Annotated in this window: 20 protein-coding genes; 11 read left to right on the top strand and 9 right to left on the bottom strand. The window is 71.6% G+C overall.

Features of this window, described 5'->3' with window-relative positions:
* Positions 1 to 3: 3 nt before the first annotated feature.
* Positions 4 to 1,821 carry an NHL domain-containing thioredoxin family protein gene (locus A3Q37_RS12410; RefSeq protein ID WP_065482457.1) on the bottom strand — a complete coding sequence of 606 codons (1,818 nt, stop codon included), beginning with the start codon at positions 1,819 to 1,821 and terminating at the stop codon, positions 4 to 6.
* 64 nt (positions 1,822 to 1,885) lie between these two features.
* On the opposite strand from A3Q37_RS12410, the gene A3Q37_RS12405 reads away from it, so the two are divergent.
* Positions 1,886 to 2,377, top strand: coding sequence for an LURP-one-related/scramblase family protein (locus A3Q37_RS12405; RefSeq protein WP_065482454.1), 492 nt, complete (start codon positions 1,886 to 1,888; stop codon positions 2,375 to 2,377).
* Between the two features lie 63 nt (positions 2,378 to 2,440).
* On the opposite strand, the gene A3Q37_RS12400 is transcribed toward A3Q37_RS12405, so the two are convergent.
* Both A3Q37_RS12400 and A3Q37_RS12395 read right to left on the bottom strand, forming a co-directional pair.
* A complete protein-coding gene (locus A3Q37_RS12400; RefSeq protein ID WP_065482595.1) occupies positions 2,441 to 2,839 on the bottom strand; it encodes a hypothetical protein in 399 nt (132 codons plus the stop codon).
* 44 nt (positions 2,840 to 2,883) lie between these two features.
* On the bottom strand, positions 2,884 to 3,675 hold the full coding sequence (locus tag A3Q37_RS12395) for a carbon-nitrogen family hydrolase (RefSeq protein WP_065482451.1): 792 nt from the start codon (positions 3,673 to 3,675) through the stop codon (positions 2,884 to 2,886).
* Between the two features lie 201 nt (positions 3,676 to 3,876).
* Between A3Q37_RS12395 and A3Q37_RS12390 the strand changes: the two genes are divergently transcribed.
* Positions 3,877 to 4,701: a maleylpyruvate isomerase family mycothiol-dependent enzyme gene (locus A3Q37_RS12390; RefSeq protein ID WP_065482448.1), complete on the top strand. Its 825-nt coding sequence runs from the start codon at positions 3,877 to 3,879 to the stop codon at positions 4,699 to 4,701.
* 54 nt (positions 4,702 to 4,755) lie between these two features.
* Here the strand turns inward: A3Q37_RS12390 and A3Q37_RS12385 are convergent, their stop codons facing one another.
* Positions 4,756 to 6,063, bottom strand: coding sequence for a nitrate/nitrite transporter (locus tag A3Q37_RS12385; RefSeq protein WP_065482445.1), 1,308 nt, complete (start codon positions 6,061 to 6,063; stop codon positions 4,756 to 4,758).
* Complete coding sequence (locus A3Q37_RS12380) at positions 6,060 to 6,743, bottom strand: GntR family transcriptional regulator (RefSeq protein ID WP_065482592.1); 684 nt, start codon at positions 6,741 to 6,743, stop codon at positions 6,060 to 6,062. Before A3Q37_RS12380 ends, A3Q37_RS12385 begins: the two co-directional genes overlap by 4 nt.
* 182 nt (positions 6,744 to 6,925) lie before the next feature.
* Between A3Q37_RS12380 and A3Q37_RS12375 the strand changes: the two genes are divergently transcribed.
* Entirely contained in the window at positions 6,926 to 7,825 is a 900-nt protein-coding gene (locus A3Q37_RS12375) for a D-alanyl-D-alanine carboxypeptidase family protein (RefSeq protein WP_065482442.1), read from the top strand.
* A gap of 86 nt (positions 7,826 to 7,911) precedes the next feature.
* Here A3Q37_RS12375 and A3Q37_RS12370 read toward each other — a convergent pair whose 3' ends face one another.
* The 3 genes from A3Q37_RS12370 to pdhA are packed head-to-tail and all read right to left on the bottom strand — an operon-like array spanning position 7,912 to position 11,530.
* A complete protein-coding gene (locus A3Q37_RS12370; RefSeq protein ID WP_065482437.1) occupies positions 7,912 to 9,375 on the bottom strand; it encodes a dihydrolipoamide acetyltransferase family protein in 1,464 nt (487 codons plus the stop codon).
* An 11-nt stretch (positions 9,376 to 9,386) separates the two neighbouring features.
* A complete protein-coding gene (locus A3Q37_RS12365) occupies positions 9,387 to 10,367 on the bottom strand; it encodes an alpha-ketoacid dehydrogenase subunit beta (RefSeq protein ID WP_065482427.1) in 981 nt (326 codons plus the stop codon).
* Between the two features lie 2 nt (positions 10,368 to 10,369).
* The gene (gene pdhA, locus A3Q37_RS12360; RefSeq protein ID WP_065482424.1) at positions 10,370 to 11,530 is read right to left on the bottom strand and encodes a pyruvate dehydrogenase (acetyl-transferring) E1 component subunit alpha; all 1,161 of its coding nucleotides are present in this window, start codon (positions 11,528 to 11,530) and stop codon (positions 10,370 to 10,372) included.
* Between the two features lie 349 nt (positions 11,531 to 11,879).
* Between pdhA and A3Q37_RS12355 the strand changes: the two genes are divergently transcribed.
* From A3Q37_RS12355 to A3Q37_RS12345, 3 genes are all read left to right on the top strand, one after another.
* Positions 11,880 to 12,539 carry a response regulator transcription factor gene (locus A3Q37_RS12355; RefSeq protein WP_065482420.1) on the top strand — a complete coding sequence of 220 codons (660 nt, stop codon included), beginning with the start codon at positions 11,880 to 11,882 and terminating at the stop codon, positions 12,537 to 12,539.
* A 93-nt stretch (positions 12,540 to 12,632) separates the two neighbouring features.
* Positions 12,633 to 13,085: a pyridoxamine 5'-phosphate oxidase family protein gene (locus tag A3Q37_RS12350; protein ID WP_065482417.1), complete on the top strand. Its 453-nt coding sequence runs from the start codon at positions 12,633 to 12,635 to the stop codon at positions 13,083 to 13,085.
* A 137-nt stretch (positions 13,086 to 13,222) separates the two neighbouring features.
* On the top strand, positions 13,223 to 14,254 hold the full coding sequence (locus A3Q37_RS12345; protein ID WP_065482588.1) for a phosphotransferase: 1,032 nt from the start codon (positions 13,223 to 13,225) through the stop codon (positions 14,252 to 14,254).
* Positions 14,255 to 14,323: 69 nt separating this feature from the next.
* Here A3Q37_RS12345 and A3Q37_RS12340 read toward each other — a convergent pair whose 3' ends face one another.
* Entirely contained in the window at positions 14,324 to 15,913 is a 1,590-nt protein-coding gene (locus A3Q37_RS12340; RefSeq protein ID WP_065482414.1) for a protein kinase domain-containing protein, read from the bottom strand.
* Between the two features lie 362 nt (positions 15,914 to 16,275).
* On the opposite strand from A3Q37_RS12340, the gene A3Q37_RS12335 reads away from it, so the two are divergent.
* From A3Q37_RS12335 to A3Q37_RS12315, 5 genes are all read left to right on the top strand, one after another.
* Positions 16,276 to 17,916 carry a protein kinase domain-containing protein gene (locus A3Q37_RS12335; protein ID WP_065482408.1) on the top strand — a complete coding sequence of 547 codons (1,641 nt, stop codon included), beginning with the start codon at positions 16,276 to 16,278 and terminating at the stop codon, positions 17,914 to 17,916.
* A gap of 209 nt (positions 17,917 to 18,125) precedes the next feature.
* Entirely contained in the window at positions 18,126 to 18,899 is a 774-nt protein-coding gene (locus A3Q37_RS12330) for a hypothetical protein (protein ID WP_065482405.1), read from the top strand.
* Positions 18,900 to 18,969: 70 nt separating this feature from the next.
* A complete protein-coding gene (locus A3Q37_RS12325) occupies positions 18,970 to 19,593 on the top strand; it encodes a PadR family transcriptional regulator (protein ID WP_065482399.1) in 624 nt (207 codons plus the stop codon).
* A gap of 70 nt (positions 19,594 to 19,663) precedes the next feature.
* Positions 19,664 to 20,446 (top strand): ABC transporter ATP-binding protein, encoded by a 783-nt coding sequence (locus tag A3Q37_RS12320; RefSeq protein ID WP_065482396.1) that lies wholly within the window; start codon positions 19,664 to 19,666, stop codon positions 20,444 to 20,446.
* A complete protein-coding gene (locus A3Q37_RS12315) occupies positions 20,443 to 23,298 on the top strand; it encodes an FtsX-like permease family protein (RefSeq protein ID WP_065482390.1) in 2,856 nt (951 codons plus the stop codon). Before A3Q37_RS12320 ends, A3Q37_RS12315 begins: the two co-directional genes overlap by 4 nt.
* The last annotated feature ends 96 nt before the right edge of the window (positions 23,299 to 23,394 follow it).

Genomic DNA, 23,394 nt, shown 5'->3' with positions numbered 1-23,394 from the left:
CGGTCACGCGGGGCTGTCCATCCCGGCGAGCACCAGCGCCAGCCGGGATTCGCCCTCCGCCGCGACGCGGACCGGCACCCCCCAGTCCTGCTGGTGCACATGGCAGGCGGGGTACTCGTTGGCCGGGTCGTCGTCGCAGGACGCCGCCATCGCGGAGACGTGCAGCACGCCCTCGGTGACGCCGTCCGCGAGGACCAGATCGCGCCCGAGGTCCGTCCCCGCGCCGGAGCCGTCCGCCAGCAGCTCGGGCGGGGTGGCGGAGACCAGGAGCCGGGTCGAGGGCCCGTAGCGGGTGTCCAGCTTCTGCCCGGCCGGTGCCTGGAAGACCACGTCGAGGCGGAGCGTGCCGGGCGCGATCTCGGTGGCCGCGCGCTGGGTGCGGTGCGCCTGGTCGGGGACGCGTACGGCCTCCTCGGGGAGCCGCAGGCGGGTCAGCCGGTGGCGGGCCGACTCGACGACGACGAGATCGCCGTCGACCAGCACCGCGTCGCTGGGCTCGCGGACATCGGTGGCCAGCGTGGTGACCTCGCCGGACGCCGGGTCGTACCGGCGCAGGGCGTGGTTGTACGTGTCGCTGATCGCGACGGACCCGTCGGGGAGCGCGGTCACGCCGATCGGGTGCTGGAGGAGCGCCTGGCCGGCCGCCCCGTCCCGGTGGCCGAAGTCGAAGAGGCCGGTGCCGACGGCGGTGTGGACGTGCTCGTCGCGGTCGACCCAGCGCAGCGCGGAGGTCTCCGAGTCGGCGACCCAGAGCCGCTCCCCGTCGGCGGAGACGGCGAGCCCGGACGGCTGGGCGAACCAGGCCTCGGCGCCCGGCCCGTCGACCAGGCCCTCGTTGGTGGTCCCGGCGGCGACGCGTACGGTCGCGCTCTCCGGGTCGTACGTCCACAGCTGGTGCACGCCCGCCATGGCGATCCACAGCCGGTCGCCGAACCAGGCGAGGTCCCACGGCGAGGAGAGGTCCACCTCGCGCGCCGGGCCGCTGGTCGGGGTCCCCTGCCACCACTGACGGCCGGTCCCGGCGAGGGTGCTGGTCACCCCGGTCGTGAGGTCCAGGGCGCGGAGGGCGTGGTTGACGGTGTCCGCGACGGCGACGCGGCCGTCCGGGAGCACGGCGAGCCCCTGCGGTTCGCTGAACCGGGCCTCGTCCGGGCCGCCGTCGCTCAGCCCGCGCTCGCCCGTGCCGAAGTGGCGTCGTACGGTCTCGCCGTCGGCGTCCAGCTCGACCAGGCGGTGCCGGGTGGTGTCGGAGACCAGGAAGCCGCCGTCGGGCAGGAGCAGCGCCTTGCCGGGGAAGCGCAGATGGGTGGCGACGGGCTCGGGCGCGACGTAGGGGCCGTCGCCGCGGCGGAGCGTGCCCTTGGCCGCGTGTTCGGCCTCCAGCTCCTCGACGAGCTTCTCGATGGCGTGGGCGTGGCCCTCGCCCGCGTGCTGGGCGACGACATAGCCCTCGGGGTCGATCACGACGAGCGTCGGCCAGGCGCGGACGGCGTACTGCTTCCAGGTGGCCAGCTCGGGGTCGTCGAGGACGGGGTGGTGGACCTCGTAGCGTTCGACGGCGTCGACGACTGCCTGGTGCTCGGCCTCGTGGACAAACTTGGGCGAGTGGACGCCGATGATCACCACGGTGTCGCGGTGCTTCTCCTCCAGCTCGCGCAGCTCGTCCAGGACATGCAGACAGTTCACACAGCAGAACGTCCAGAAGTCGAGGATGACGATGCGTCCTCGCAGGTCAGCGAGGGTGTACTGCTGGTCGCCTGTATTGAGCCAGCCGCCCTTGCCGATGAGTTCGGGGGCGCGGACGCGTGCACGTGTTGCCATGTCACCAGTCAACACCGTCCCGGCCTGCGCGCATTCCGCCGGGCCCCGGGGGAACCTGTGCTCCATGAGACTTCTTGTACGTGAGCGGCTTTTCGCCATCGGCGACGACTACTGGATCGAGGACGACGGGGGCCGGAAGGTCTTCCTGGTCGACGGCAAAGCGATGCGGCTGCGCGACACCTTCGAGCTGAAGGACGCCGACGGCCGGGTCCTCGTCGAGCTGCGGCAGAAGCTGATCAGCCTGCGCGACACGATGCTCATCGAGCGGGGCGGCGAGGAGCTGGCCAAGGTCAAGCGCAAGCGGCTGTCGCTGCTCCGCAACCACTACCGGGTGACGCTGGTGGACGGCACGGAGCTGGACGTCAGCGGCAAGATCCTGGACCGCGAGTTCGCCATTGAGTACGACGGTGAGCTGCTGGCCCAGATCTCGCGCCGCTGGCTGACCCTCCGGGACACGTACGGCATCGACGTCGTCCGCGACGACGCCGACACCGCGCTGCTCATCGCCGTGGCGATGTGCGTGATCGTCCTGGCGGACAAGGAGAACGAGGACTGAGCGCGCGCCCGCGCGGCGGCCCGTTGTTTCACGTGAAACGTCGCGTCTGTCCGGCCCGCGTGGTCAGGGCTCGGCTCGTGCCATGTGCCGCGCGGCCGCCCGCCGGTCCGCCTGCACGAAGGCGGCCGCCACAAGGGCGACGGTCGCCGCGAAGGAGACCCCGAGGGCCGGGTTGAGCCAAGCCGGGACGACCCCGCTGTTGAACAACCGGCCATCAGCGGTGCGACACAGGACGTGCACCGGGAGGTAGCGCACCTCGTGCGTCTCCACGACAGCACCCTCCGGGCGGTCGGGCGTGGAGCGGCATTGACGCATGGGCGTCGAGTCCGCTCCCGATCCGACCTCGCTGACCGCGAATCCGGCCAGAAGAAGGCCGAGGAGGTAGAGGACGACCGTGACCGAGCCGGCGAAGATCGCCGTACCACGGAGCAACGTCGATTCGGCAGCGCCCTGTTCAGTCATGGCGCTCACCCTAGGCGTGGCCGCCCCCGCACCCCGGACCGCCCTCACAGCGGTGAAGCGAGCCCCAGGCGGCGGTCCTTCAGGGCCGGGAACTGTTCGCGGGTCGCGTGGACCTTGGCCGTGTCCAGTTCGACGGTCAGGATCTCCTCGTCCGGGCCCGCCTGGGCCAGCACCTCGCCCCAGGGGTCGACGACGATGCTGTGGCCGGCCTGCTGGACGTCGCCGTGGGTGCCGGCCGTGCCGACGGCGAGTACATACGCCTGGTTCTCCACGGCGCGGGCCTGCGCCAGGAGCGTCCAGTGGGAGCGGCGGCGCTCCGGCCAGCCCGCCGCGACGACGAGCGTCTCGGCGCCCGCGTCGACGAGTCCCCGGAACTGCTCGGGGAAGCGGAGGTCGTAACAGGTGGCGAGGCCGAGGGTGGTGTCCGGCAGGGGGACGGTCACCAGCTCCTCGCCCGCGCCCATCATCACCGCCTCGCCCCGGTCGAAGCCGAAGCGGTGGATCTTGCGGTAGGCGGCCGTGCGCTCGCCCTCGGGCGAGAAGACCAGGCTGGTGTTGTAGAGGGTGCCGTCGTCCGCGCGTTCGACGAAGGAGCCGGCGTGCAGCCAGACACCGGCCTCGGCCGCCGCCTTCGCCATCGCCTCGTGCGTGGGACCCTCCAGCGGCTCGGCCTCCGCCTCGAAGGCGGTGTAGGCGAACGCTCCGACCGGCCAGAGTTCGGGAAGGACCACCAGGTCGGCACCGCGCTGGGCGACCACCAGGGAAGCCGCTCGCACCCTGCGGGCCTCGACGGATTCGTCCGGGTCTACTGCGATCTGGATGAGGGAGGCGCGCACACTACCACCGTCCTGGCATTCGAGCCGTCAACACGGGCCTACGATCGTCACACGAAAGCACTGCCGGGGTGCCTGCTCGCAGCGTAACTTAGCCACCGAACCTCCCACGCAGCTCGCCGACAGTGCCGTCAGAGCCGGCCCACCCGCCAGCACTCCCTGCTCTCTCCAGCCCATGCACCGCAGAACCGCACGAGGGGTCCCGTGACCGTCCATCCCAGCCTCCAGCCCTACACCGACGCCGCGACCCACTCCATCGAGGCGATAGCCGAGCTGGTGAAGCCCCTCGCCGAGAGCGAGTGGAACCGCCGTACGCCCTGCCCGGGGTGGTCGGTGCGCGACATCGTGTCGCACGTCATCGGCATGGAGTGCGAGATGCTCGGCGATCCCCGGCCGATCCACACCCTGCCGCGCGATCTCTACCACGTACAGAGCGACTTCGCCCGCTACATGGAGATGCAGGTCGACGTCCGGCGGCACCACACCTCACCGGAGATCACCGCCGAGCTGGAGTACGTCCTCATCCGCCGGGCCCGCCAGATCCGCAACGAGTCCCGCAGCCCCGAGACCAAGGTCCGCGCTCCCCTGGGCGCCGAGCAGACCCTCGAGATGGCGCTGAATCTGCGGGCCTTCGACGTGTGGGTGCACGAGCAGGATCTGCGCACCACGCTCGGCCAGCCGGGCAACCTGGACTCCCCCGGCGCCCTGATCACCCGGGACCTGCTGCTCGCCGGGCTGCCGAAGGTGGTCGCCAAGAACGCGGGCGCTCCGGCCAATTCGGCGGTCGTCTTCGATGTGCACGGCCCGGTGGAGTTCCTGCGGACGGTCCGGATCGACGCGGAGGGCCGCGGTTCGATAGACGGCGCGCCGTCGCTGGGCCCCGCCGTGACGCTGTCGCTGGACTGGGAGACGTACGTCCGCCTCGCCTGCGGCCGGGTCCGTCCCGCGGCCGTCGCCGACCGGATCAAGATCGAGGGCGACCAGGAGCTGGCCGCCGCGATCCTGGACAACTTCGCCGTGACCCCGTGACCCCGTGACCCCGTTACGGCTCCACGGGCACGTGCCCGCGCCCCCGTCCGAGGGCTACGCGGGCACGTGCACGGCCTCGACGCGGCTGACCACGTGGTGCTCGCGTTCCCGCAAGGCCGCCCGCCGGCGCAGCCGCAGGATCTGGGCGACGCCGAGCGCCTCCAGGACGAAGACCGAGGCGAACGCGGCCCGGTAGTTGTCGCCCGTGGCGTCCAGCAGCACGCCGACGGCCAGCAGGGTGGTCATCGAGGCGATGAACCCGCCCATGTTGACGATGCCGGACGCGGTGCCCTGACGCTCGGGCGGATTGGCCGGACGGGCGAAGTCGAAGCCGACCATCGAGGCCGGTCCGCAGGCGCCCAGCACCAGGCACAGGACGACCAGCAGCCACATCGGCGTACGGTCGGCCGGGTAGAAGATCGCGGACGCCCAGAGCAGCGCCGTCGTCGCGACCGTGCCGAGCGCGATCGGGACGCGCGCCCCGTGGTGGCGGGCGATGATCTGCCCGTAGACGAGCCCCACCACCATGTTGGACAGCACCACCAGGGTCAGCAGCGTGCCCGCCGTACCCCGGCTCAGCCCCTGCGCCTCGACCAGGAACGGCATCCCCCACAGCAGCAGGAACACCATCGCCGGGAACTGGGTGGTGAAGTGCACCCACATCCCGAGCCGGGTCCCCGGCTCCCGCCAGGCGGCGGCGATCTGCCGGCGCACGTACGCGGCCCCGGCGTGCTCGGCGGGCGGCGGCTCATGGCCCTCGGGGTGGTCCTTCAGGAACAGCAGCAGGAGCACCAGCACCACCACGCCCGCCAGCGAACTGCCCACGAACGTCGTGGTCCAGCCGTAGCTGTGCAGCGCCCGGGCGATGAACAGCGTCGAGACGAGGTTGCCCGCCATCCCGAACAACGCGGCGACCTGCCCGATCAGCGGCCCGCGCCGGGCCGGGAACCAGCGGCTGCCGAGCCGCAGCACGCTGATGAACGTCATCGCGTCGCCGCAGCCGAGCAGGGCGCGTGCCGCCAGCGCCATCCCGTACGAGGGGGACAGCGCGAAGCCGAGCTGCCCGACGGTGAACAGCACGGCCCCGATGGTCAGGACCCGCTTGGTGCCGAGCCGGTCGACCATCAGCCCCACGGGTATCTGCATGCCCGCGTAGACCAGGAGCTGAAGGATGGAGAACGTGGAGAGCGCCGAGGCGTTGACGTCGAACCGGTCGGCGGCGTCGAGTCCGGCGACGCCCAGGCTCGTACGGAAGATGATCGCGACGAAGTAGACGGCGACGCCGATGCCCCAGACCCGGGCGGCACGCCGGCCGCCTGGCGGATCACCGGGCAGGGGGAGCGTGGGGGCGGCCGAACTCACCGGTCCTCACCCCGCACCAGCTCCCGCACCCGGCCGACATGGCGGCGCACGACCAGGGCCGCCCCGTCGGCGTCCCCGGCCCGGATCGCCGCCAGCAGCTCGCCGTGCTCGGTGATGTTGGCCTCGATCCTGCCCGGGTGCGCCTCCATCACGGCGACGCCCATGCGCAGCTGACGGTCGCGCAGCTGGTCGTAGAGGCGCGAGAGGATCTCGTTGCCCGCGTACCTGACGATCTCGGCGTGGAAACAGCGGTCCGTGACGGCCACCGCCGCCAGATCGCCGGCCTCCGCCAGCCGCCGCTGCTCCTCCAGGAGCTGTTCCAGGCGCTCGATCAGCTTCGGGGACGCGGGCACGGCCTTGCGCGCCGCGAACTCCTCGACCAGCAGCCGGGTCTCCACCACGTCCTTGATCTCCTGCGCGGAGACGGCGAGGACGAGCGCGCCCTTCTTCGGGTAGAGCTTGATCAGCCCCTCGACCTCCAGCCGCAGCAGCGCCTCGCGCACGGGCGTCCGCGAGACCCCGACCGCGTCCGCCAGATCCCCTTCGGTGAGCAGCGTCCCGCCCTCGTAACGCCGGTCCAGGACGGCTTCCTTGATGTGCGTGTAGACCCGCTCGGCGGCGGGCGGACGCTTGAGGGGGGCGGGCGTGGACCGTACGGGGGCGGAGGATGCGGCAGGCATGCGCACAGCATAGATACAACATGCACGCATGGGGACCGGCGTCCGGATCCTGGACCCGCAGGCGGGACCCTTGGTGGGTGAATTCACCCGTACGGGAGTACATCCATTGCCCCGCGCCAGGAGTCTCATCTGCGAGCGGCACCCTTATGTGGCCGCATATCAGGGGCATTTGGAGCGTTCAGTTGAAAATCGGCATCAAGCGCATCAATCGCGTCTCCGTCACGGCCACCGTGGCGCTCACCGCCGGTGCGGTGCTCGCGGGCGGCGCCTTCGCCTCGACGGCACACGCCGCCACGCCGCCGGCTCCGAAGATCGTCGCCAAGGGCGGCTTCTTGATGGACGACGGCACCGGGAAGACCCTCTTCACCAAGGCCGCGGACACCCGCCGGGCCACCGGCTCGACCACGAAGATCATGACGGCGCTGGTCGTCCTGTCCCAGAAGAACGTGAACCTGAAGTCCAAGGTCACGATCCAGAAGGCGTACAGCGACTACATCGTCTCGAAGAACGCCTCGTCCGCCCGGCTCATCGTCGGCGACAAGGTCACCGTGGGCCAGCTCCTCTACGGTCTGATGCTCCCCTCCGGCTGCGACGCCGCGTACGCCCTGGCCGACAAGTTCGGCTCCGGCACGACCCGTGCCGCCCGGGTGAAGTCGTTCATCGGCAAGATGAACTCCACGGCGAAGAGCCTCAAGCTGAAGAACACCCGCTTCGACTCGTTCGACGGCATCGGGAACGGCAACAACTACTCGACGCCCCGTGATCTGACGAAGATCGCCAGCAAGGCGATGAAGAACTCCACGTTCCGCACGGTCGTCAAGACCCAGTCGACGAAGCAGAAGGTGGCCACGAAGAGCGGTGGCTACCGCTACATGTCGTGGACCAACACCAACAAGCTGCTCGGCAGCTACAGCGGCGCGACCGGCGTCAAGACCGGCTCCGGCCCGACCGCCAAGTACTGCCTGGTCTTCGCGGCGACCCGCAAGGGCAAGACCGTCATCGGCACGGTGCTCACGTCGACCTCCGAGGCGAACCGCACGGCCGACGCCAAGAAGCTGATGGACTACGGCTTCAAGAAGTAGCCCGCACGCGGTGTACGACGAAGGGGCCCGGCCCGCACGGTGTGTGCGGGCCGGGCCCCTTTGCGTACCGGCTGCCGGTAAACGCGTTACGCCCAGGTGATCAGCCGCTTCGGCTGTTCCAGGATCGCCGCCACATCGGCCAGCACCTTGGAGCCCAGCTCGCCGTCGACCAGGCGGTGGTCGAAGGAGAGGGCCAGCGTGGTGACCTGACGCGGCTTCACCTTGCCCTTGTGGACCCACGGCTGGAGCTTGATCGCGCCGACCGCCAGGATCGCGGACTCGCCCGGGTTGAGGATCGGCGTACCGGTGTCGACGCCGAAGACGCCGACGTTGGTGATGGTCACCGTGCCGCCCGCCATCGCCGCCGGGGAGGTCTTGCCGTCCCGGGCCGTGGCGACCAGCTCGCCCAGCGCCTCCGCGAGCTGCGGCAGCGTCTTGTCGTGCGCGTCCTTGATGTTCGGCACGATCAGACCGCGCGGGGTGGCCGCCGCGATGCCCAGGTTGACGTAGTGCTTCTGCACGATCTCCTGGTTGGCCTCGTCCCAGGCGGCGTTGACCTCGGGGTTCCGCTTGATCGCAACGAGGAGGGCCTTGGCGATGATGAGGAGCGGGTTGACCCGCACCCCCGCCATGTCCTTGTCCTCCTTGAGCTCGGCCACGAGCTTCATCGTGCGCGTCACGTCGACCGTGACGAACTCGGTGACGTGCGGCGCGGTGAACGCGCTGCCCACCATCGCCTGCGCGATCGCCTTGCGGACGCCCTTGACCGGGATACGGGTCTCGCGGGCGGAGTCGGAGACCACCCCAGGGGCCTCGGTGACCGTCGGCGCGGGGGCCACCGGGGACGCGACCGCCGCGGGAGCCTCGACCGCGGCCGGAGCCGCCGCCGCGTGGACGTCCTCGCGGGTGATGATGCCGTCCTTGCCGGTCGGCACCACGGTCGCCAGGTCGATGCCGAGGTCCTTGGCCAGCTTGCGCACCGGGGGCTTGGCGAGCGGACGGCCGCCCTGCACACCGCCCTGGGCCGGAACCGCCGGGACCGCCGGAGCCGGGGCGGCGGGCGCGGCGCGCCCGTTCAGCTCGGCCTGCACCGCCGCCGCGACGGCGGCGGCCTCGGGCGCGGCGGCCGCACCCTTGCGCGGGCGGCGCTTGGTGGAGGACTCGGCGACCCCGTAGCCCACCAGGACCGGCGTGCGGCCCTTCGGCTCGGCTTCCGCCTCGGGCTCGGATGCCGGCTCCTGGACCGTAGCGGCGGCGGCCGGGGCGGGCGCGTCGCCGCTGCCCGGGGCCACGTCGATCGCGATGATCACCTGGCCGACGTCGACGGTCGTGCCCTCGGGGAAGCGCAGCTCGTGCACCACCCCGTCGAACGGGATCGGCAGCTCGACGGCCGCCTTCGCGGTCTCGACCTCGCACACGACCTGGCCGTCGGTGACGGTGTCGCCGGGCTGGACGTACCACTTGAGGATCTCGGCCTCGGTCAGTCCTTCGCCCACGTCGGGCATCTTGAACTCACGGAAACGAGCAGACGTTTCGGTCATCGTCGTCACGAACCCTCTCCTCAGAACGCCAGCGAGCGGTCGACGGCGTCGAGCACCCGGTCCAGGCCGGGCAGGTACTCGTCCTCCAGCCGGGCCGGCGGGTAGGGGACGTGGTAGCCGCCGACCCGCAGCACGGGGGCTTCGAGGTGGTAGAAGCAGCGCTCGGTGATCCGGGCGGCGATCTCCGCGCCGGAGCCGTAGAAGACGGGCGCCTCGTGGACGACCACGATCCGGCCGGTCTTCTCCGCCGACTTCTGGATGGCGTCGAAGTCGATGGGGGCCATCGAGCGCAGGTCCAGGACCTCGATCGACTTGCCCTCCTCCTGGGCGGCCGCGGCCGCCTCCAGGCAGACCTTGACCATCGGCCCGTACGCGACGAGCGTGAGGTCGCTGCCCTCGCGGGCGGTGACGGCCCTGTGCAGCGGGCCGGGGATGGACTCGGTGTCGACCTCGCCCTTGTCCCAGTAGCGCCGCTTGGGCTCGAAGAAGATGACCGGGTCGTCGCTCTGGACGGCCTGCTGCATCATCCAGTACGCGTCGCTCGCGTTGGACGGCGAGACCACCTTCAGGCCCGCGACGTGCGCGAAGAGCGCCTCGGGGGACTCGCTGTGGTGCTCGACGGCGCCGATGCCGCCGCCGTACGGAATGCGCACGACGACCGGCAGCTTGACCTTGCCGAGCGCGCGGGCGTGCATCTTGGCGAGCTGCGTGACGATCTGGTCGTACGCGGGGAAGACGAAACCGTCGAACTGGATCTCGACGATCGGGCGATAGCCGCGCAGGGCCAGGCCGATCGCCGTGCCGACGATGCCGGACTCGGCGAGCGGGGTGTCGATCACCCGCTCCTCGCCGAAGTCCTTCTGGAGCCCGTCGGTGATCCGGAAGACGCCGCCGAGCTTGCCGACGTCCTCCCCCATGATGAGGACCTTGGGGTCGGTGTCGAGGGCGAGGCGGAGCGACTCGTTGAGCGCTTTCGCGATGGACATCTTTTCCACGGCCATGGCTACTTGCCCTCCTCGGCAGAGTCGGCGAACGATGCCTGGTAGGCGGCGAACTGGGCGCGCTCCTCGTCCACGAGGGAGTTGCCGTCGGCGTAGGCGTGCTCGAACAGGGCCATCGGCTCCGGGTCGGGCATCGCGCGTACCGCTTCCCGTACCCGCTTGCCGAGGGTCTCGCTCTCCTCGTCCAGGGCGGTGAAGAAGGCCTCGTCGGCGTGGCCGGACTTCTCCAGGTACGTCCGCAGCCGCAGGATCGGGTCCTTGGCCTCCCAGGCGGCCCGCTCCTCGTCGGCCCGGTACTTCGTCGGGTCGTCGGAGGTGGTGTGGGCGCCCATGCGGTACGTGAACGCCTCGACGAGGGTCGGGCCCTCGCCGCGGCGGGCCCGCTCCAGCGCGGAGCGGGTGACGGCGAGACAGGCGAGGACGTCGTTGCCGTCGACGCGGACGCCGGGGAAGCCGAAGCCCTGGGCGCGCTGGTAGAGCGGCACGCGGGTCTGGCGCTCGGTGGGCTCGGAGATGGCCCACTGGTTGTTCTGGCAGAAGAAGACGACCGGGGCGTTGTAGACCGCGGAGAAGGTGAACGACTCGGCGACGTCGCCCTGGCTGGAGGCGCCGTCACCGAAGTACGCGATCACGGCGGAGTCCGCGCCGTCCTTGGCGACGCCCATGGCGTAGCCGGTGGCGTGCAGCGTCTGCGAGCCGATGACGATCGTGTACAGGTGGAAGTTGTTGCTGTTCGGGTCCCAGCCGCCGTGGTTCACGCCGCGGAACATGCCGAGCAGGTTGGTCGGGTCGACACCGCGGCACCAGGCGACCCCGTGCTCCCGGTAGGTCGGGAAGACGTAGTCGTCGTCGCGCAGGGCGCGGCCGCTGCCGATCTGGGCGGCCTCCTGGCCGAGCAGCGAGGCCCACAGGCCCAGCTCGCCCTGACGCTGGAGGGCGGTCGCCTCGGCGTCGAAGCGGCGGGTGAGCACCATGTCCCGGTACAGGCCGCGCAGCTCTTCCGCGCTCAGATCGATGCTGTAGTCCGGGTGCTCGACGCGCTCGCCCTCGGGCGTCAGCAGCTGTACGAGCTGAGGATCGGCGCTCTGCGGCTTCTTCGCGGCGCTGGTCCGCTTGCTGGCGCGTCGCGGTTTACGCGCGGCGGCAGTGCTCTCCACGGTCACGTGCGTGCTCCTCCGTCGGTCCGGCCCCCGGGGTCTGCCGGGAGACCAGTGCGGCTCGCCTGTGTCCGGACCCGTGCACGGGGTGGGTGCTTCTCGGCCGGGATACAGGCGTGACAGGTGCCCCGGCGAGCGCCCTGTCATAGGCACGTTACCCAGTGCATCGCATAACTGCGAAACCCTATCTGACCTGCGATTTTGCTTGGATTTCCAAGTAAATCGAAAAAAACGCGAAGCGCTGCTGGTCAGGGCACTGGAAACAGCCTTGCAGGCCGCCGGAACAACGGCACGTTATCCCGCGGATCAGCGCCAGGGAAGAGCGGAGGGGAGGCGAGTATGTGAGACTGCGATCGTGCGCGAAGAAGGAAAAATCACGGTATTTCTGCTCGACGATCACGAGGTCGTCCGGCGCGGCGTCCATGAGCTGCTCGCCTCCGAACCGGACATCGAGGTGGTCGGCGAGGCCGGTACGGCCGCCGACGCCCTGGCGCGGATCCCGGCGACGCGGCCCGATGTGGCGGTCCTCGACGTACGGCTGCCGGACGGCAGCGGGGTGGAGGTGTGCCGGGAAGTCCGTTCCCAGGACGAGGACATCAAATGCCTGATGCTCACCTCGTACGCCGATGACGAGGCGCTTTTCGACGCGATCATGGCGGGGGCCTCGGGTTATGTGCTGAAGGCGATTCGCGGGAATGAACTGCTGAATGCCGTACGGGACGTGGCGGCCGGAAAATCCCTGCTGGACCCGGTGGCGACCGCCCGGGTGCTGGAGCGGCTGCGCGACGGCGGCACCGCCAAGGGCGACGACCGGCTCGCGAACCTCACCGAGCAGGAGCGCAAGATCCTGGACCTGATCGGGGAGGGGCTGACCAACCGGGTCATCGGGGAGCGGTTGCACCTCGCCGAGAAGACCATCAAGAACTATGTCTCCAGCCTGCTGTCCAAGCTGGGCATGGAGCGCCGCTCGCAGGCCGCCGCGTACGTCGCACGGCTCCAGGCCGAGCGCCGCTGAGCCCGCTGCCGCCGGGCGGCGGGACTTTGGTCCCGCGCCACCCGGGGCAGGCGACTCTTACGCGGCCCCTACGCCCGGGGGACAGTGGAAGCCATGTCCTTCGACTCCCACGGCTCCCCCCGCGAACGCCGCGCGGTCGGCACGATCGAGCGGACCGGGCCGGCCGAGCCGCTCGATCTGCTCCGCCGGGTCCGCTACGGCCGTCTCGCGACCAGCATGCGGGCCCTGCCGTTCCTGGCGGTGGCCCGGCACATCGTGAGCGACGGCCGCATCCTGCTGCGGATGCACCGGGGTTTCGGCCATCACGAGGCGTGCAACGGGAGCGTCGTCGCGTACGGGGCGGACAACTACAACGACGCGGCCTCGGGCGACGGCGGCAACCTGTGGTCGGTGCAGTTCACCGGGCCCGCCGAGATCGTGCACCTCCGCCCCGAGCAGGAGGAACTGTTCGGCGCGGCCCCCGTCAGCGTCAACGGGGAGCCCTACGCGCCGGCGTACCTCCGGGTCGATCCGCACTTCGTCACGGAACACACGCTGGACTTCTGAGACGTGCCCCTCCAGGCCCCTCTAGCGCACCGGTGGGCGTCACCGCAAGTCCGCAAATCGGCCACGCAGAGTGATCTAACATCTGGTAAGTGCCGCGCTCATATGTCACTCGTCCACCTGTGCCCCCGGTCGGCAAGGTGCTGCGCCGATATCCGGGCGTGGGCGAGCCGCTCGCCTGCGAGCCGATCACCAAGGGCCTGCTGAACCACGGATACCGCGTCTCCACGACGAGCGGTTCCTACTTCCTCAAGCACCATCTCGACAAGAGGCACCTGGACGACACCAGCGGCGAACGCGCCGCGATCGTGCGCCAGCACCGCGCCACCCAGCGCCTCCAGTCGCTCGGCGTCCCCGTCGTGCCGCCGCTGACGGACACCCGGGGCGACACCGTCACCATGATCGGCGAACGCTGCTACGCCCTGCACCCCTGGGTCGACGGCCTCCACCGGGTCGGCGCCCAGCTGACCCTCGCCCAGTCGCGCCGGCTCGGCACGCTCCTCGGCACCGTGCACACCGGCCTGGAGCAGGTGATGGCCCCGCGCGACGGCCCGCCCCGCGCGAGCCCGCCCGCCCGGCCGGGACACCACAGCCCCGACGCCGCCGACACCTTCGCGCTGATCGACGACCTGCTGGCCGCCGCGCGCGGAGAGGACGGCCGGGACACCCCGCGCGACGCCTTCGACGAACTCGCCGTGCACCGGCTCGTGGAGCGCCGCGCCCTGCTCGAACAGCACGCCCACCGCCGCCCGCCCACACCCGAGGGGCCCGCCACCGGCTGGGTGCACGGGGACTTCCACCCGCTGAACCTGCTCTACCGGGGCGCCGACCCGGTCGCGATCGTGGACTGGGACCGGCTGGACGTACAGCCGCGCGCCGAGGAGGCGGTACGGGCGGCGGCGATCTTCTTCGTCCGGCCGGCCGGGGAGCTGGACCTCGCGAAGGTACGCGCGTACGCCCGTGCGTACCGGCGGGCCGCCGGAGCGGGGGCCGGGGAGCTGGCGGCCGCGGTGCACCGGGTGTGGTGGGAGCGGCTCAACGACTTCTGGATACTGCGCTGGCGCTACCGCCTGGACGACCGCAGGGCCGACCCGCAGTTTCCCGCGGTGTCGGCCCTGGCGGTGTGGTGGACGCGCGAGTACGAGGCGGTGTGCGCGGCCTTCACGGAGTGAGCGGCCTTCACGGAGTGAACGGCCTTCGAGGCGCGAACCGGCCTGCGCCGGCCGGCTCCGGTGGGTGCCTTACCCCGCCGTGGCGCCCAGCGACGTGTCGCCGGGCGTCGTCCCCGTACCGCCGTCGTCCCCGCCGGCCCCACCGTCGTCGGTTCCGGCCGAGGTACCCGGGTCGGTCGTCGGGTCCGTGGGCTCGCCCGTGGGCTCCCCGCTGCCGCCCTCGTTGGTGCTGCCGTCCGACGTACCGGCGTCCGTGTCGGTCGGGGTCGGGTCCGGGGTGAACGAGGGCTGGCTCTGGGTCGGAGGAGGGGTGTACGGCGGCGGGTTGGGCTGCGTCTGACCGCCGTTGGAGGTGTCCGGCTGCTCCGGCTCCTCGCTCTCCTCCTCGGACGGCTCGTCCGACGGCTCCTCCTCGGACTGGCTGACCGAGGTGGACGGGGTGACCGGCTTCTTCTTGTCGTCGTCGCCCTGCGCCGCGTTGAGGGCGAAGGCGACGCCCGCGCCGATCGCGATCAGCGCGAGCAGCACGAAGAGCCACATCTTGCCGCGCCCGCCGGAGCGCCGCTGCCCGCCGCCGTCGTAACCGCCGTCGTCCGGGTTGTACGGGGGCAGGATCGGGCCCTGCGAGGTGTCCCCGTGCATCGGGTGCCCCGTGCCCATCGCGCGGGTGGAGCCGGTCATTCCGTGCGGCGGGGTCTGGCCGCCCTCGTGCAGCGTGACCGGGCCGGTGTTCCAGGTGCCCGTGTGACCGCCCTGCACCTGGAGCATCTGGAGGCTGTACTGGACGAGTCCGCGCATCTCCTCGGCGCTCTGGAACCGGTCGTCCGGGTCCTTCGCCAGCGAGCGCATCACCATCCCGTCCAGCTCCGGCGGCACCACGTCCGAGACCTCGGACGGCGGCACCGGGAGGTCCTGGACGTGCTGGTAGACCACCGAGAGCGGGGTCTCACCGGTGAACGGGGGCCGCAGCGCCAGCAGCTCGTAGAGCAGGCAGCCGGTGGCGTACAGGTCGGACCGGTGGTCGACGGCCTTGCCGAGGGCCTGCTCGGGGGAGAGGTACTGCGGCGTGCCCATGACCATGCCGGTCTGGGTCATCGTCGACTGCGCGCCGTGCAGCGCGCGGGCGATGCCGAAGTCCATCACCTTGACCGCGCCGGAATCCGTGATGATCACGTTGGCGGGCTTGATGTCGCGGTGCACGATGCCGTGCTGGTGCGAGTACGCGAGGGCCTCCAGCACCCCCGAGACGATGATCAGCGCCTGCTCGGGCGGCGGGGCCTCGGCGGTCAGGAGCAGATCGCGGATCGTGCGGCCCTCGACCAGTTCCATCACGATGTACGGGACGGTCTGGCCGCCCACGACGTCCTCGCCGGAGTCGTACACGGCGACGATCGCATGGTGGTTGAGGCCCGCGACGGACTGTGCCTCGCGGGTGAAGCGGGCCTTGGAGACCGGGTCCTCGGCCAGATCGGAGCGGAGCAGCTTCACCGCGACCGTGCGTCCGAGCCGGACGTCCTCCGCCGCGTAGACCTCTGCCATGCCGCCCCGGCCGAGCCGGTGGGTCATCCGGTAACGGCCGTCACCGACGACGCCGCCGACGCCCCAGGAGTCGGTGCCATCCGAGACTCCGCCGCCGTTTGCTTCGGAATCGGGTGCCATCAGTCCTCGCCGTCGTATCTGTCCGCGCGTCCGCGGGTTCTCACGGTGCCTTGCTGCACTTGCTGCATTGCCACGTCACGCTACAGCCTCCGCCGGACACCCCGGTTCCGCTCCGGCAGGATCATCGGACCGCCCGGCGCGTCCTCCCGATGCATTTGATGCGTTTCCTGTAACGCTTCCGAGACGCTTCTTGTGCGTAGGGTCACGGAACGGGCACCCGGCTTGACGTGTCGGACCCCTACGGCAGACTTGGCGCGTAATCGCGTTGTACGGGAACCGCGCCGCACGCAATCACGTCAGACAGAAACACGTCGGACAGAAACACCGCGTGCGACCGCGCGCCGCCGAGGGGGATGCAAGTCATGAGCCAGGACGGCGCACAGGGCCGCTATGCGGGCGGGGCGGTCGCGGGCGGCCGCTACCAGCTGCGCGACCTGCTCGGCGAGGGCGGGATGGCTTCCGTATATCTGGCCTACGACTCCGCCCTGGACCGCCAGGTCGCCATCAAGACCCTGCACACCGAGCTCGGCCGCGAGCAGTCCTTCCGCGAGCGCTTCCGGCGCGAGGCGCAGGCCGTCGCCAAGCTCCAGCACACCAACATCGTCTCCGTCTTCGACACCGGCGAGGACGAGCTCGGCGGTGCGCTGATGCCGTACATCGTCATGGAGTACGTCGAGGGGCAGCCGCTCGGCTCGGTGCTGGCCGCCGACATCCGCGATCACGGCGCGATGCCCGCCGACAAGGCCCTCAAGGTGACGGCTGACGTGCTCGCCGCCCTGGAGACCAGCCACGAGATGGGCCTGGTCCACCGGGACATCAAGCCGGGCAACGTGATGATGACCAAGCGCGGCGTCGTCAAGGTCATGGACTTCGGCATCGCCCGCGCCATGCAGTCCGGCGTCACCTCGATGACCCAGACCGGCATGGTCGTCGGAACCCCGCAGTACCTCTCCCCCGAGCAGGCCCTCGGCCGCGGCGTCGACGCCCGGTCCGACCTGTACTCGGTGGGCATCATGCTCTTCCAGCTGCTCACCGGCCGGATCCCGTTCGACGCGGACTCGCCGCTGGCCATCGCGTACGCGCATGTGCAGGAGGAGCCGGTCGCGCCCTCCAGCATCAACCGGTCGGTCACCCCGGCGATGGACGCCCTCGTCGCCCGCGCGCTCAAGAAGAACCCGAACGAGCGCTTCCCCAGCGCCGCCGCGATGCGCGACGAGATCGCCCGCGTGCTGAACGCCTCCGGCGGCCAGACCGGCGCCCCGATGATCGTGTCCGGCGGCGGGCCGGCCAACAGCGGCTCCGGCGTCGGCTCGGCGGTGTTCCCGCCGGTCGACCAGAGCACCCCGGCGCCCCAGAGCGTCCAGACGCCGTACCAGCCGCATCCGCACCAGCAGCCGGGTCCGTACGGCCAGCCGACCCCGGCGCCCACGCCGAGCTACGGCTACCCGCAGTCCGGCCAGGTCCAGGGCTACCCGACCCCGGGCCAGCTGTCGCACCAGACCCCGCCGCCGTACTCGATCAGCCCGCAGCACGCGACGGCCGTCGGCACCACCGGTGGCGGCGGCTCGAAGCGGAACATGCCGGTCATCGTCGGCTCGATCGTCGTGGCCCTGCTGGCCGTCGGCGGCCTGATCACCGCGATCGCCCTCCAGGGCGGCGACAAGAACGACGACGCGGGCAAGGGCGGCGACTCGGGCACGGAACAGGTGGAGGGCTACCGTCCGCCGGAGCGCAACCGGACGATGAAGGACACGGCGTGCTCGAACGCCTCCGAGGACTCCAACGACCCGAAGAAGGTCCAGGCACCGAACTTCGTCTACAAGGACATCCTCTCGGCGAAGGCGTGCGCGGCCGCCGCGGGGTGGACGATCAAGGAGATCGAGGAGCCGGGCAACACCTACGCCGACGGCCAGGTCGTCGGCCAGTTCCCGTCCTCCGGCACGGCGGTCCCTGAGCGCGGCGCCCACTTCGAGCTGAAGGTCTCCACCGGCAAGCCGTCCTGAACCACCGGCAAGCCGTCCTGAACCACGGGCAAGCCGTCCTGAACACCGGCAAGCCCTCCTGAAACGTCGGTGTCCGAAGGTGATCGTTACGGTTCACGGATCTCGCCGGATCTTCGTCATGGACCGGTACGTGGACCGTTAACAGGCCCCTGACTTCCGGTTACCGCGTCCGGGATGCCGGATACGGGGGCCCGTGTGACGCTGATCTCATGGCTCCAGGACTTCCGGCCGCATGGTCGTCGAGGTGTGCGGTCTGTCTGCTGGCAGCGGCCGGAGCGGCGCTGGGGCCGTCGGCCGGATCCGCGCACGGTTCATCGGCGCCCGACGGTCCGCCGTCCGTCACCGCCACGGCCCCGGAGACGTCGAGCCCCGCCGCCACCGCATCCGCCGCCCCGTCCTCTCCGGCCTCCCCGCCGTCCGTTCCGGCGGGCTCCGCGTCGGGCTCCACGTCGCCCTCGGGGCTCCCTTCCGCGCTGCCCGTCCCGCTGCCCCTGCCCACCGGTGTCCCGGCTTCCGGAGCGTCGGGGACCTGGCCGGGCCCGGCCTCCCCGGCAGCGAGCGAGGCCGGCGCGCAGACCCCCGACGGAGCCGGTTCCGGGGCCGAGGCCGAGGCGTCGGATGCGTCCTCCTCGCCTTCCGCTTCGCCCGACGTCTCCGGGTCGACCGCCCCCCTGGCCGGGCGCGAGGCCGGGGCAGGCAAGGCGCGTCCCGGGCGGTCGCTGTCGCCGATGGAGCTGGCGCGGGCCGAGGATCCCGTCGAGGAGGAGCCGCCGGAGGAGGCCGAGGAAGCCCTCGCGGACCCCGTTGACCTGCCCGCTTCCACCCCGCCGTCCGACGCGTTCCGCGATCCGGGGCAGCGGTCCGGGCAGGCGCTGGACGCCGCGGCCGTACGGCGGGTGCAGGAGGTCTCGCTCGGTACGGGCATCGCTCTGATCGGCCTGGGACTCGGCTTCCTCGCATTCCGTATGCGCCGCCCGAACTGAGCGTCACACCCCCCGGATCCGGCTCCGACGAGACTTGCCAGGACGAACATACTCGGTATACATACTCAGTATGTCCATTCGCCACGGCCTGCTGGCCCTGCTGGAGCGGGGCCCTCGTTACGGGTCCCAGCTCCGCACCGAGTTCGAGTCGCGCACCGGCTCCACCTGGCCCCTGAACGTCGGCCAGGTCTACACGACGCTCAGCCGTCTGGAGCGCGACGGCCTGATCGTCCAGGACGGCTCGGACGACGCCGGGCACGACCTCTACGCGATCACCGACGAGGGACGCGCCGAACTGCGCAGCTGGTTCGAGACCCCCGTCGACCGCACCAGTCCGCCCCGCGACGAGCTGGCCATCAAGCTCGCCATGGCCGTGGGGGCCCCGGGCGTCGACATCCGGGACGTCATCCAGTCCCAGCGCCACCACACGCTCAAGGCGATGCAGGACTACACCCGGCTCAAGGCCCAGGCCCTGGCCGACGTCCCCGCCAACCGGGACGAGGTCGCCTGGCTCCTCGTCGTGGAGCAGCTGATCTTCCAGGCGGAGGCCGAGGCCCGCTGGCTCGACCACTGCGAGTCCCGGCTCGTCCGCCTCGCCGAGGCCGCCGCCACCGAGCCCTCCGCCGAGCCCGGCCCGGCGGCCACCCGCGGTCCGGCCCGTTCGCTCGCCGGCCGGACCCGCTCCCAGCGCTGACGCCGGCGTCTCCCGGCCCAGCTCCATATCTCGCTCGTCACCAGCTTGTTCCTAGGGGGAACCACCCGCCATGCCCGCGTCCGCAACCCAGCCGCCCCCGTCGTCCTCCGGGACGCCCGGCGGCAGCCCCGTACTCGAACTGCGGGCGCTGACCCGTACCCATGGCTCCGGCGTCGCCGAGGTGCACGCCCTGCGCGGGATCAACCTCTCGGTGCACCCGGGCGAACTGGTCGCCGTGATGGGCCCCTCCGGCTCCGGCAAGTCCACCCTGCTGACCCTGGCCGGCGGGCTCGACACCGCCACGAGCGGCCAGGTCGTCATCGAGGGCCAGGACATCGCGGCCCTCGGCCCCAAGGGCATGGCCGCCCTGCGCCGCCGCAGCGTCGGCTACGTCTTCCAGGACTACAACCTCATCCCCGCCCTGACCGCCGCCGAGAACATCGCGCTGCCCCGCGAACTCGACGGCGTCTCGGTGCGCAAGGCCCGCAAGGAAGCCCTCGCCGCCCTGGCCGAGATGAAGCTCGAAGCGATCGCCGACCGCTTCCCCGACGAGATGTCCGGCGGCCAGCAGCAGCGCGTCGCCATCGCCCGCGCCCTCGTCGGCGACCGGCGCCTCGTGCTCGCCGACGAGCCGACCGGAGCGCTCGACTCCGAGACCGGCGAGGCCGTCCTCGCCCTGCTGCGCACCCGCTGCGACCAGGGCGCGGCCGGCGTCATGGTGACCCATGAGCCCCGGTACGCGGCCTGGGCCGACCGGGTCGTGTTCCTCCGGGACGGCTCGATCGTCGACCAGACGGCGACCGCGGGAGCCGACTCCCTGCTCGCCGCCGGAACCACCGAGGCCACCGCGTGAACCCTCTCCCCGGTTGGCGCGCGGCCTTCCGCATAGCCCGGCGCGACGCGGCACGGGCCAAGGGCCGCAGCGCCCTGGTCGTCGCGATGATCGCCCTGCCGGTCCTCGGTGTGACCGCCGCCGACCTCACCTACCGCAGTGCCCTGCCCACCAAGGCCGAGGAGCTGACGGCGGAACTGGGGTCGGCCGACGCCCGGTTCACGGCCACGAGCATCGGCCCGGTGAAGCTTCAGCAGATGCCCGACGGCATCAACTGGAGCACTCCCGAGGGCGCCCCCGACCCGACCCCCGAGGAGCAGGCGACGCCGGTCGACGTACCGGCCACCTTCCCGAAGGGCTCGCGGTACCTCACCGAGCGGAGCGCGCCCGCGTCGGTGACCACCCGGCACGGCATCGCCGACGCCGAGATCAGCGAACTGCGCGTCTCCGACCCGATGCTGCGCGGCCGGATCGAGCTGACCGACGGCGCCTACCCGCGTACGAAGTCCGAGATCGCCGCGACCTCGGACTTCGTCAAGTCGGCCGGGCTGTCCATCGGCGACCGCGTCACCGTGCGCGGCCCCGAGCAGACCTACACCCTCACCGGCACGGTCGAACTCCCCGCCGACCTGCGGGCGGACGCGCTCTACGCGCTCCCCGGCTCGGTCATCGCCCCGTGGCAGAAGGCCGCCGCCCGCGACAAGAGCATCCTGCCGCCCCAGCCGAGCGACCTGAAGTGGCTGGTGAAGGGGCCGGCCGGGGCGGGCGTGACCTGGCAGGACATCCTCGCGGCCAACGAGAGGGGCGTGGTGGTCACGTCCCGCCAGGTCGCCCTGAACCCGCCGCCGGACTCCGAAGTTCCGATGGCCGGGATGAGCAGCGGGTTCTCCACCGAGAAGGAGACCACCGCGGCGGTCCTCACGGTGGCCGCCATGGCCGTCCTGGAGATCGTGCTGCTGGCCGGTCCGGCGTTCGCCGTGGGCGCGCGGCGTTCGCGCCGCCAGCTGGGTCTGGTCGGCTCGTGCGGCGGCAGCCGGGGCCAGGTCAGGGCCGTGGTGCTCGCGGGCGGCGCGGTGCTCGGCGGGGTCGGCGCGGTGGCCGGGGTCGGCGCCGGGTTCGGCCTGACCGCCCTGTTCCGCCCGATGATCGAGGACTACACGGGCAACCGCTTCGGCGAACTCACCGTACGGCCCTGGGAGATCCTCGCCATCGCCGCGCTCGGCCTGGTCACCGGCGTCCTCGCCGCGCTCGCCCCGGCGATCGTCGCGGGCCGCCAGTCGGTCCTGGAGTCGCTCACCGGCCGGCGCGGCACCCGCCGCAGCTCCCGCGTGCTGCCCGTGATCGGCGTCATCACACTCACTGCGGGCATCGGCATCGCGGTCTGGGGCGCGGTGGCCGGCGACACCGGCTTCGTCGCCGGCGGGTCCGTCCTGGCCGAACTGGGCGTGCTCGGCTGCATCCCGGTGATCGTCGGCTTCCTCGGCCGGCTCGGCCGACGGCTCCCGCTGACGCCGCGGATCGCCCTGCGCGACGCGGCCCGCAACCGTGGCCGTACGGCACCCGCCGTCGCCGCCGTGATGGCGGCCGTCGCGGGCAGCGTCGCCATCGCCACGTACACCAGCAGCTACGCCGCCGAGCAGGAGTACCGCTTCGTGCCCAACATGACGCCGGGCACCGTCGCGCTGTCGGCGTCCGACACCGGCGCGAACGCCGATCTCCCCCGCTCCCGGGCCGCCGTCGAGCAGAACTACCCGGTCAGCGGCAGGCCCGCCGACTTCGGGCGGGTCTGGGCCGGCAGCGACTGCTCGGTCTACTACGAGGAGGAGAACGGCTGCGGCACCCTCGAACTCGTCAAGCCCACCGGCAAGGGCCACAACTGCCCGCTCAAGGGCGAGGGCGCCAAGGAACTCGCCCTGCGGCTCTCCGCCGACGAGCACAAGCGGATGGTGAACTCCCCGGCCTGCATGGACGAGAACTACACGATGGTCGCGTTCGGCACCGGTGACCACAAGATCGTCATCGGGGGCCCGGACGTCCTCGCCACCTACGTGGAGCTCGACGACCCGGCGGCCGCGAAGGCCCTGGCCGAGGGCGTCCCCGTCCTGCTGAACCCGGCGTACGCGAAGAACGGCGAGGTCACCCTCAAGGCCACCCACACCTACAACGACCGGGACAAGAAGAACCGGGCCCAGCACCCCGGCAAGGCCCGCACCACCACGGACCGGCTGAAGGTGTACGTCGCGCCGGACCGCTTCGCGGCGACCCCCGGCATCCGGATGGTCATGCCGGAGAAGGCCGCCGAGCGGCTCGGGCTGCACGTCGAGGACCACGGCAGCTTCTACGCGCTCCACCGCGACGCCACGGACGCCGAGACCCAGGCGGCCCACGCGGCGCTCGACCGGGCCGGGAACCGCGCGTACCTGATGCACTCGAACGAGATCTACCGGACCCAGGATGACACGATCCTGCTGATCCTCGCCCTCTTCGCCGGTGTGGTCACCCTGGGCGCGGCGGCCATCACGACGGGGCTGTCCAAGGCCGACGCGGAGGCCGACCTCACCACCCTCAGCGCGGTGGGCGCGCCCCCGGGCGTACGGCGTTCGCTGTCCGGCTTCCAGTGCCTGGTCGTCGCCCTGACCGGAGTGCTGCTGGGCACGGCGGCGGGGCTCGTACCCGCGGTCGCCCTGCGCCTGACCGACCTGCGGGCGGCGCTGGCGGACATGCGCGACGATCCGATGGAGTCGGCGTACACGCCGATCGTGATGCCGTGGGAGACCATCGGGCTGCTGGCCCTGGTCGTCCCGGTGCTCGCCGGACTGCTGGCCGCCGGTCTCACCAGTTCCCGGCTGACCCTGGCCCGGCGCGCGGGCTGAACGGCACATCCGGGCTTCCCGGAAGGGTTCGGGTGCCCCCGAAGACGGTGGATCTTCCGTTTTCGGGGGCACCACCGTGGTGTACGGCATGTGTGC

Origin of the sequence: Streptomyces sp. PTY087I2, from assembly GCF_001687325.1 — a bacterium.
Lineage (GTDB): Bacteria > Actinomycetota > Actinomycetes > Streptomycetales > Streptomycetaceae > Streptomyces.
This window is presented reverse-complemented; position numbering and strand designations above follow the sequence as displayed.

Coding starts and splice junctions, on each gene's coding strand:
- A3Q37_RS12325 (WP_065482399.1), top strand. CDS start 18,970: ATGTCCATTCGCCACGGCCTGCTGGCCCTGCTGGAGCGGGGCCCTCGT.
- A3Q37_RS12335 (WP_065482408.1), top strand. CDS start 16,276: ATGAGCCAGGACGGCGCACAGGGCCGCTATGCGGGCGGGGCGGTCGCG.
- A3Q37_RS12380 (WP_065482592.1), bottom strand. CDS start 6,743: ATGCCTGCCGCATCCTCCGCCCCCGTACGGTCCACGCCCGCCCCCCTC.
- A3Q37_RS12410 (WP_065482457.1), bottom strand. CDS start 1,821: ATGGCAACACGTGCACGCGTCCGCGCCCCCGAACTCATCGGCAAGGGC.
- A3Q37_RS12350 (WP_065482417.1), top strand. CDS start 12,633: ATGTCCTTCGACTCCCACGGCTCCCCCCGCGAACGCCGCGCGGTCGGC.
- A3Q37_RS12400 (WP_065482595.1), bottom strand. CDS start 2,839: ATGACTGAACAGGGCGCTGCCGAATCGACGTTGCTCCGTGGTACGGCG.
- A3Q37_RS12365 (WP_065482427.1), bottom strand. CDS start 10,367: ATGGCCGTGGAAAAGATGTCCATCGCGAAAGCGCTCAACGAGTCGCTC.
- A3Q37_RS12405 (WP_065482454.1), top strand. CDS start 1,886: ATGAGACTTCTTGTACGTGAGCGGCTTTTCGCCATCGGCGACGACTAC.
- A3Q37_RS12330 (WP_065482405.1), top strand. CDS start 18,126: ATGGCTCCAGGACTTCCGGCCGCATGGTCGTCGAGGTGTGCGGTCTGT.
- A3Q37_RS12320 (WP_065482396.1), top strand. CDS start 19,664: ATGCCCGCGTCCGCAACCCAGCCGCCCCCGTCGTCCTCCGGGACGCCC.
- A3Q37_RS12340 (WP_065482414.1), bottom strand. CDS start 15,913: ATGGCACCCGATTCCGAAGCAAACGGCGGCGGAGTCTCGGATGGCACC.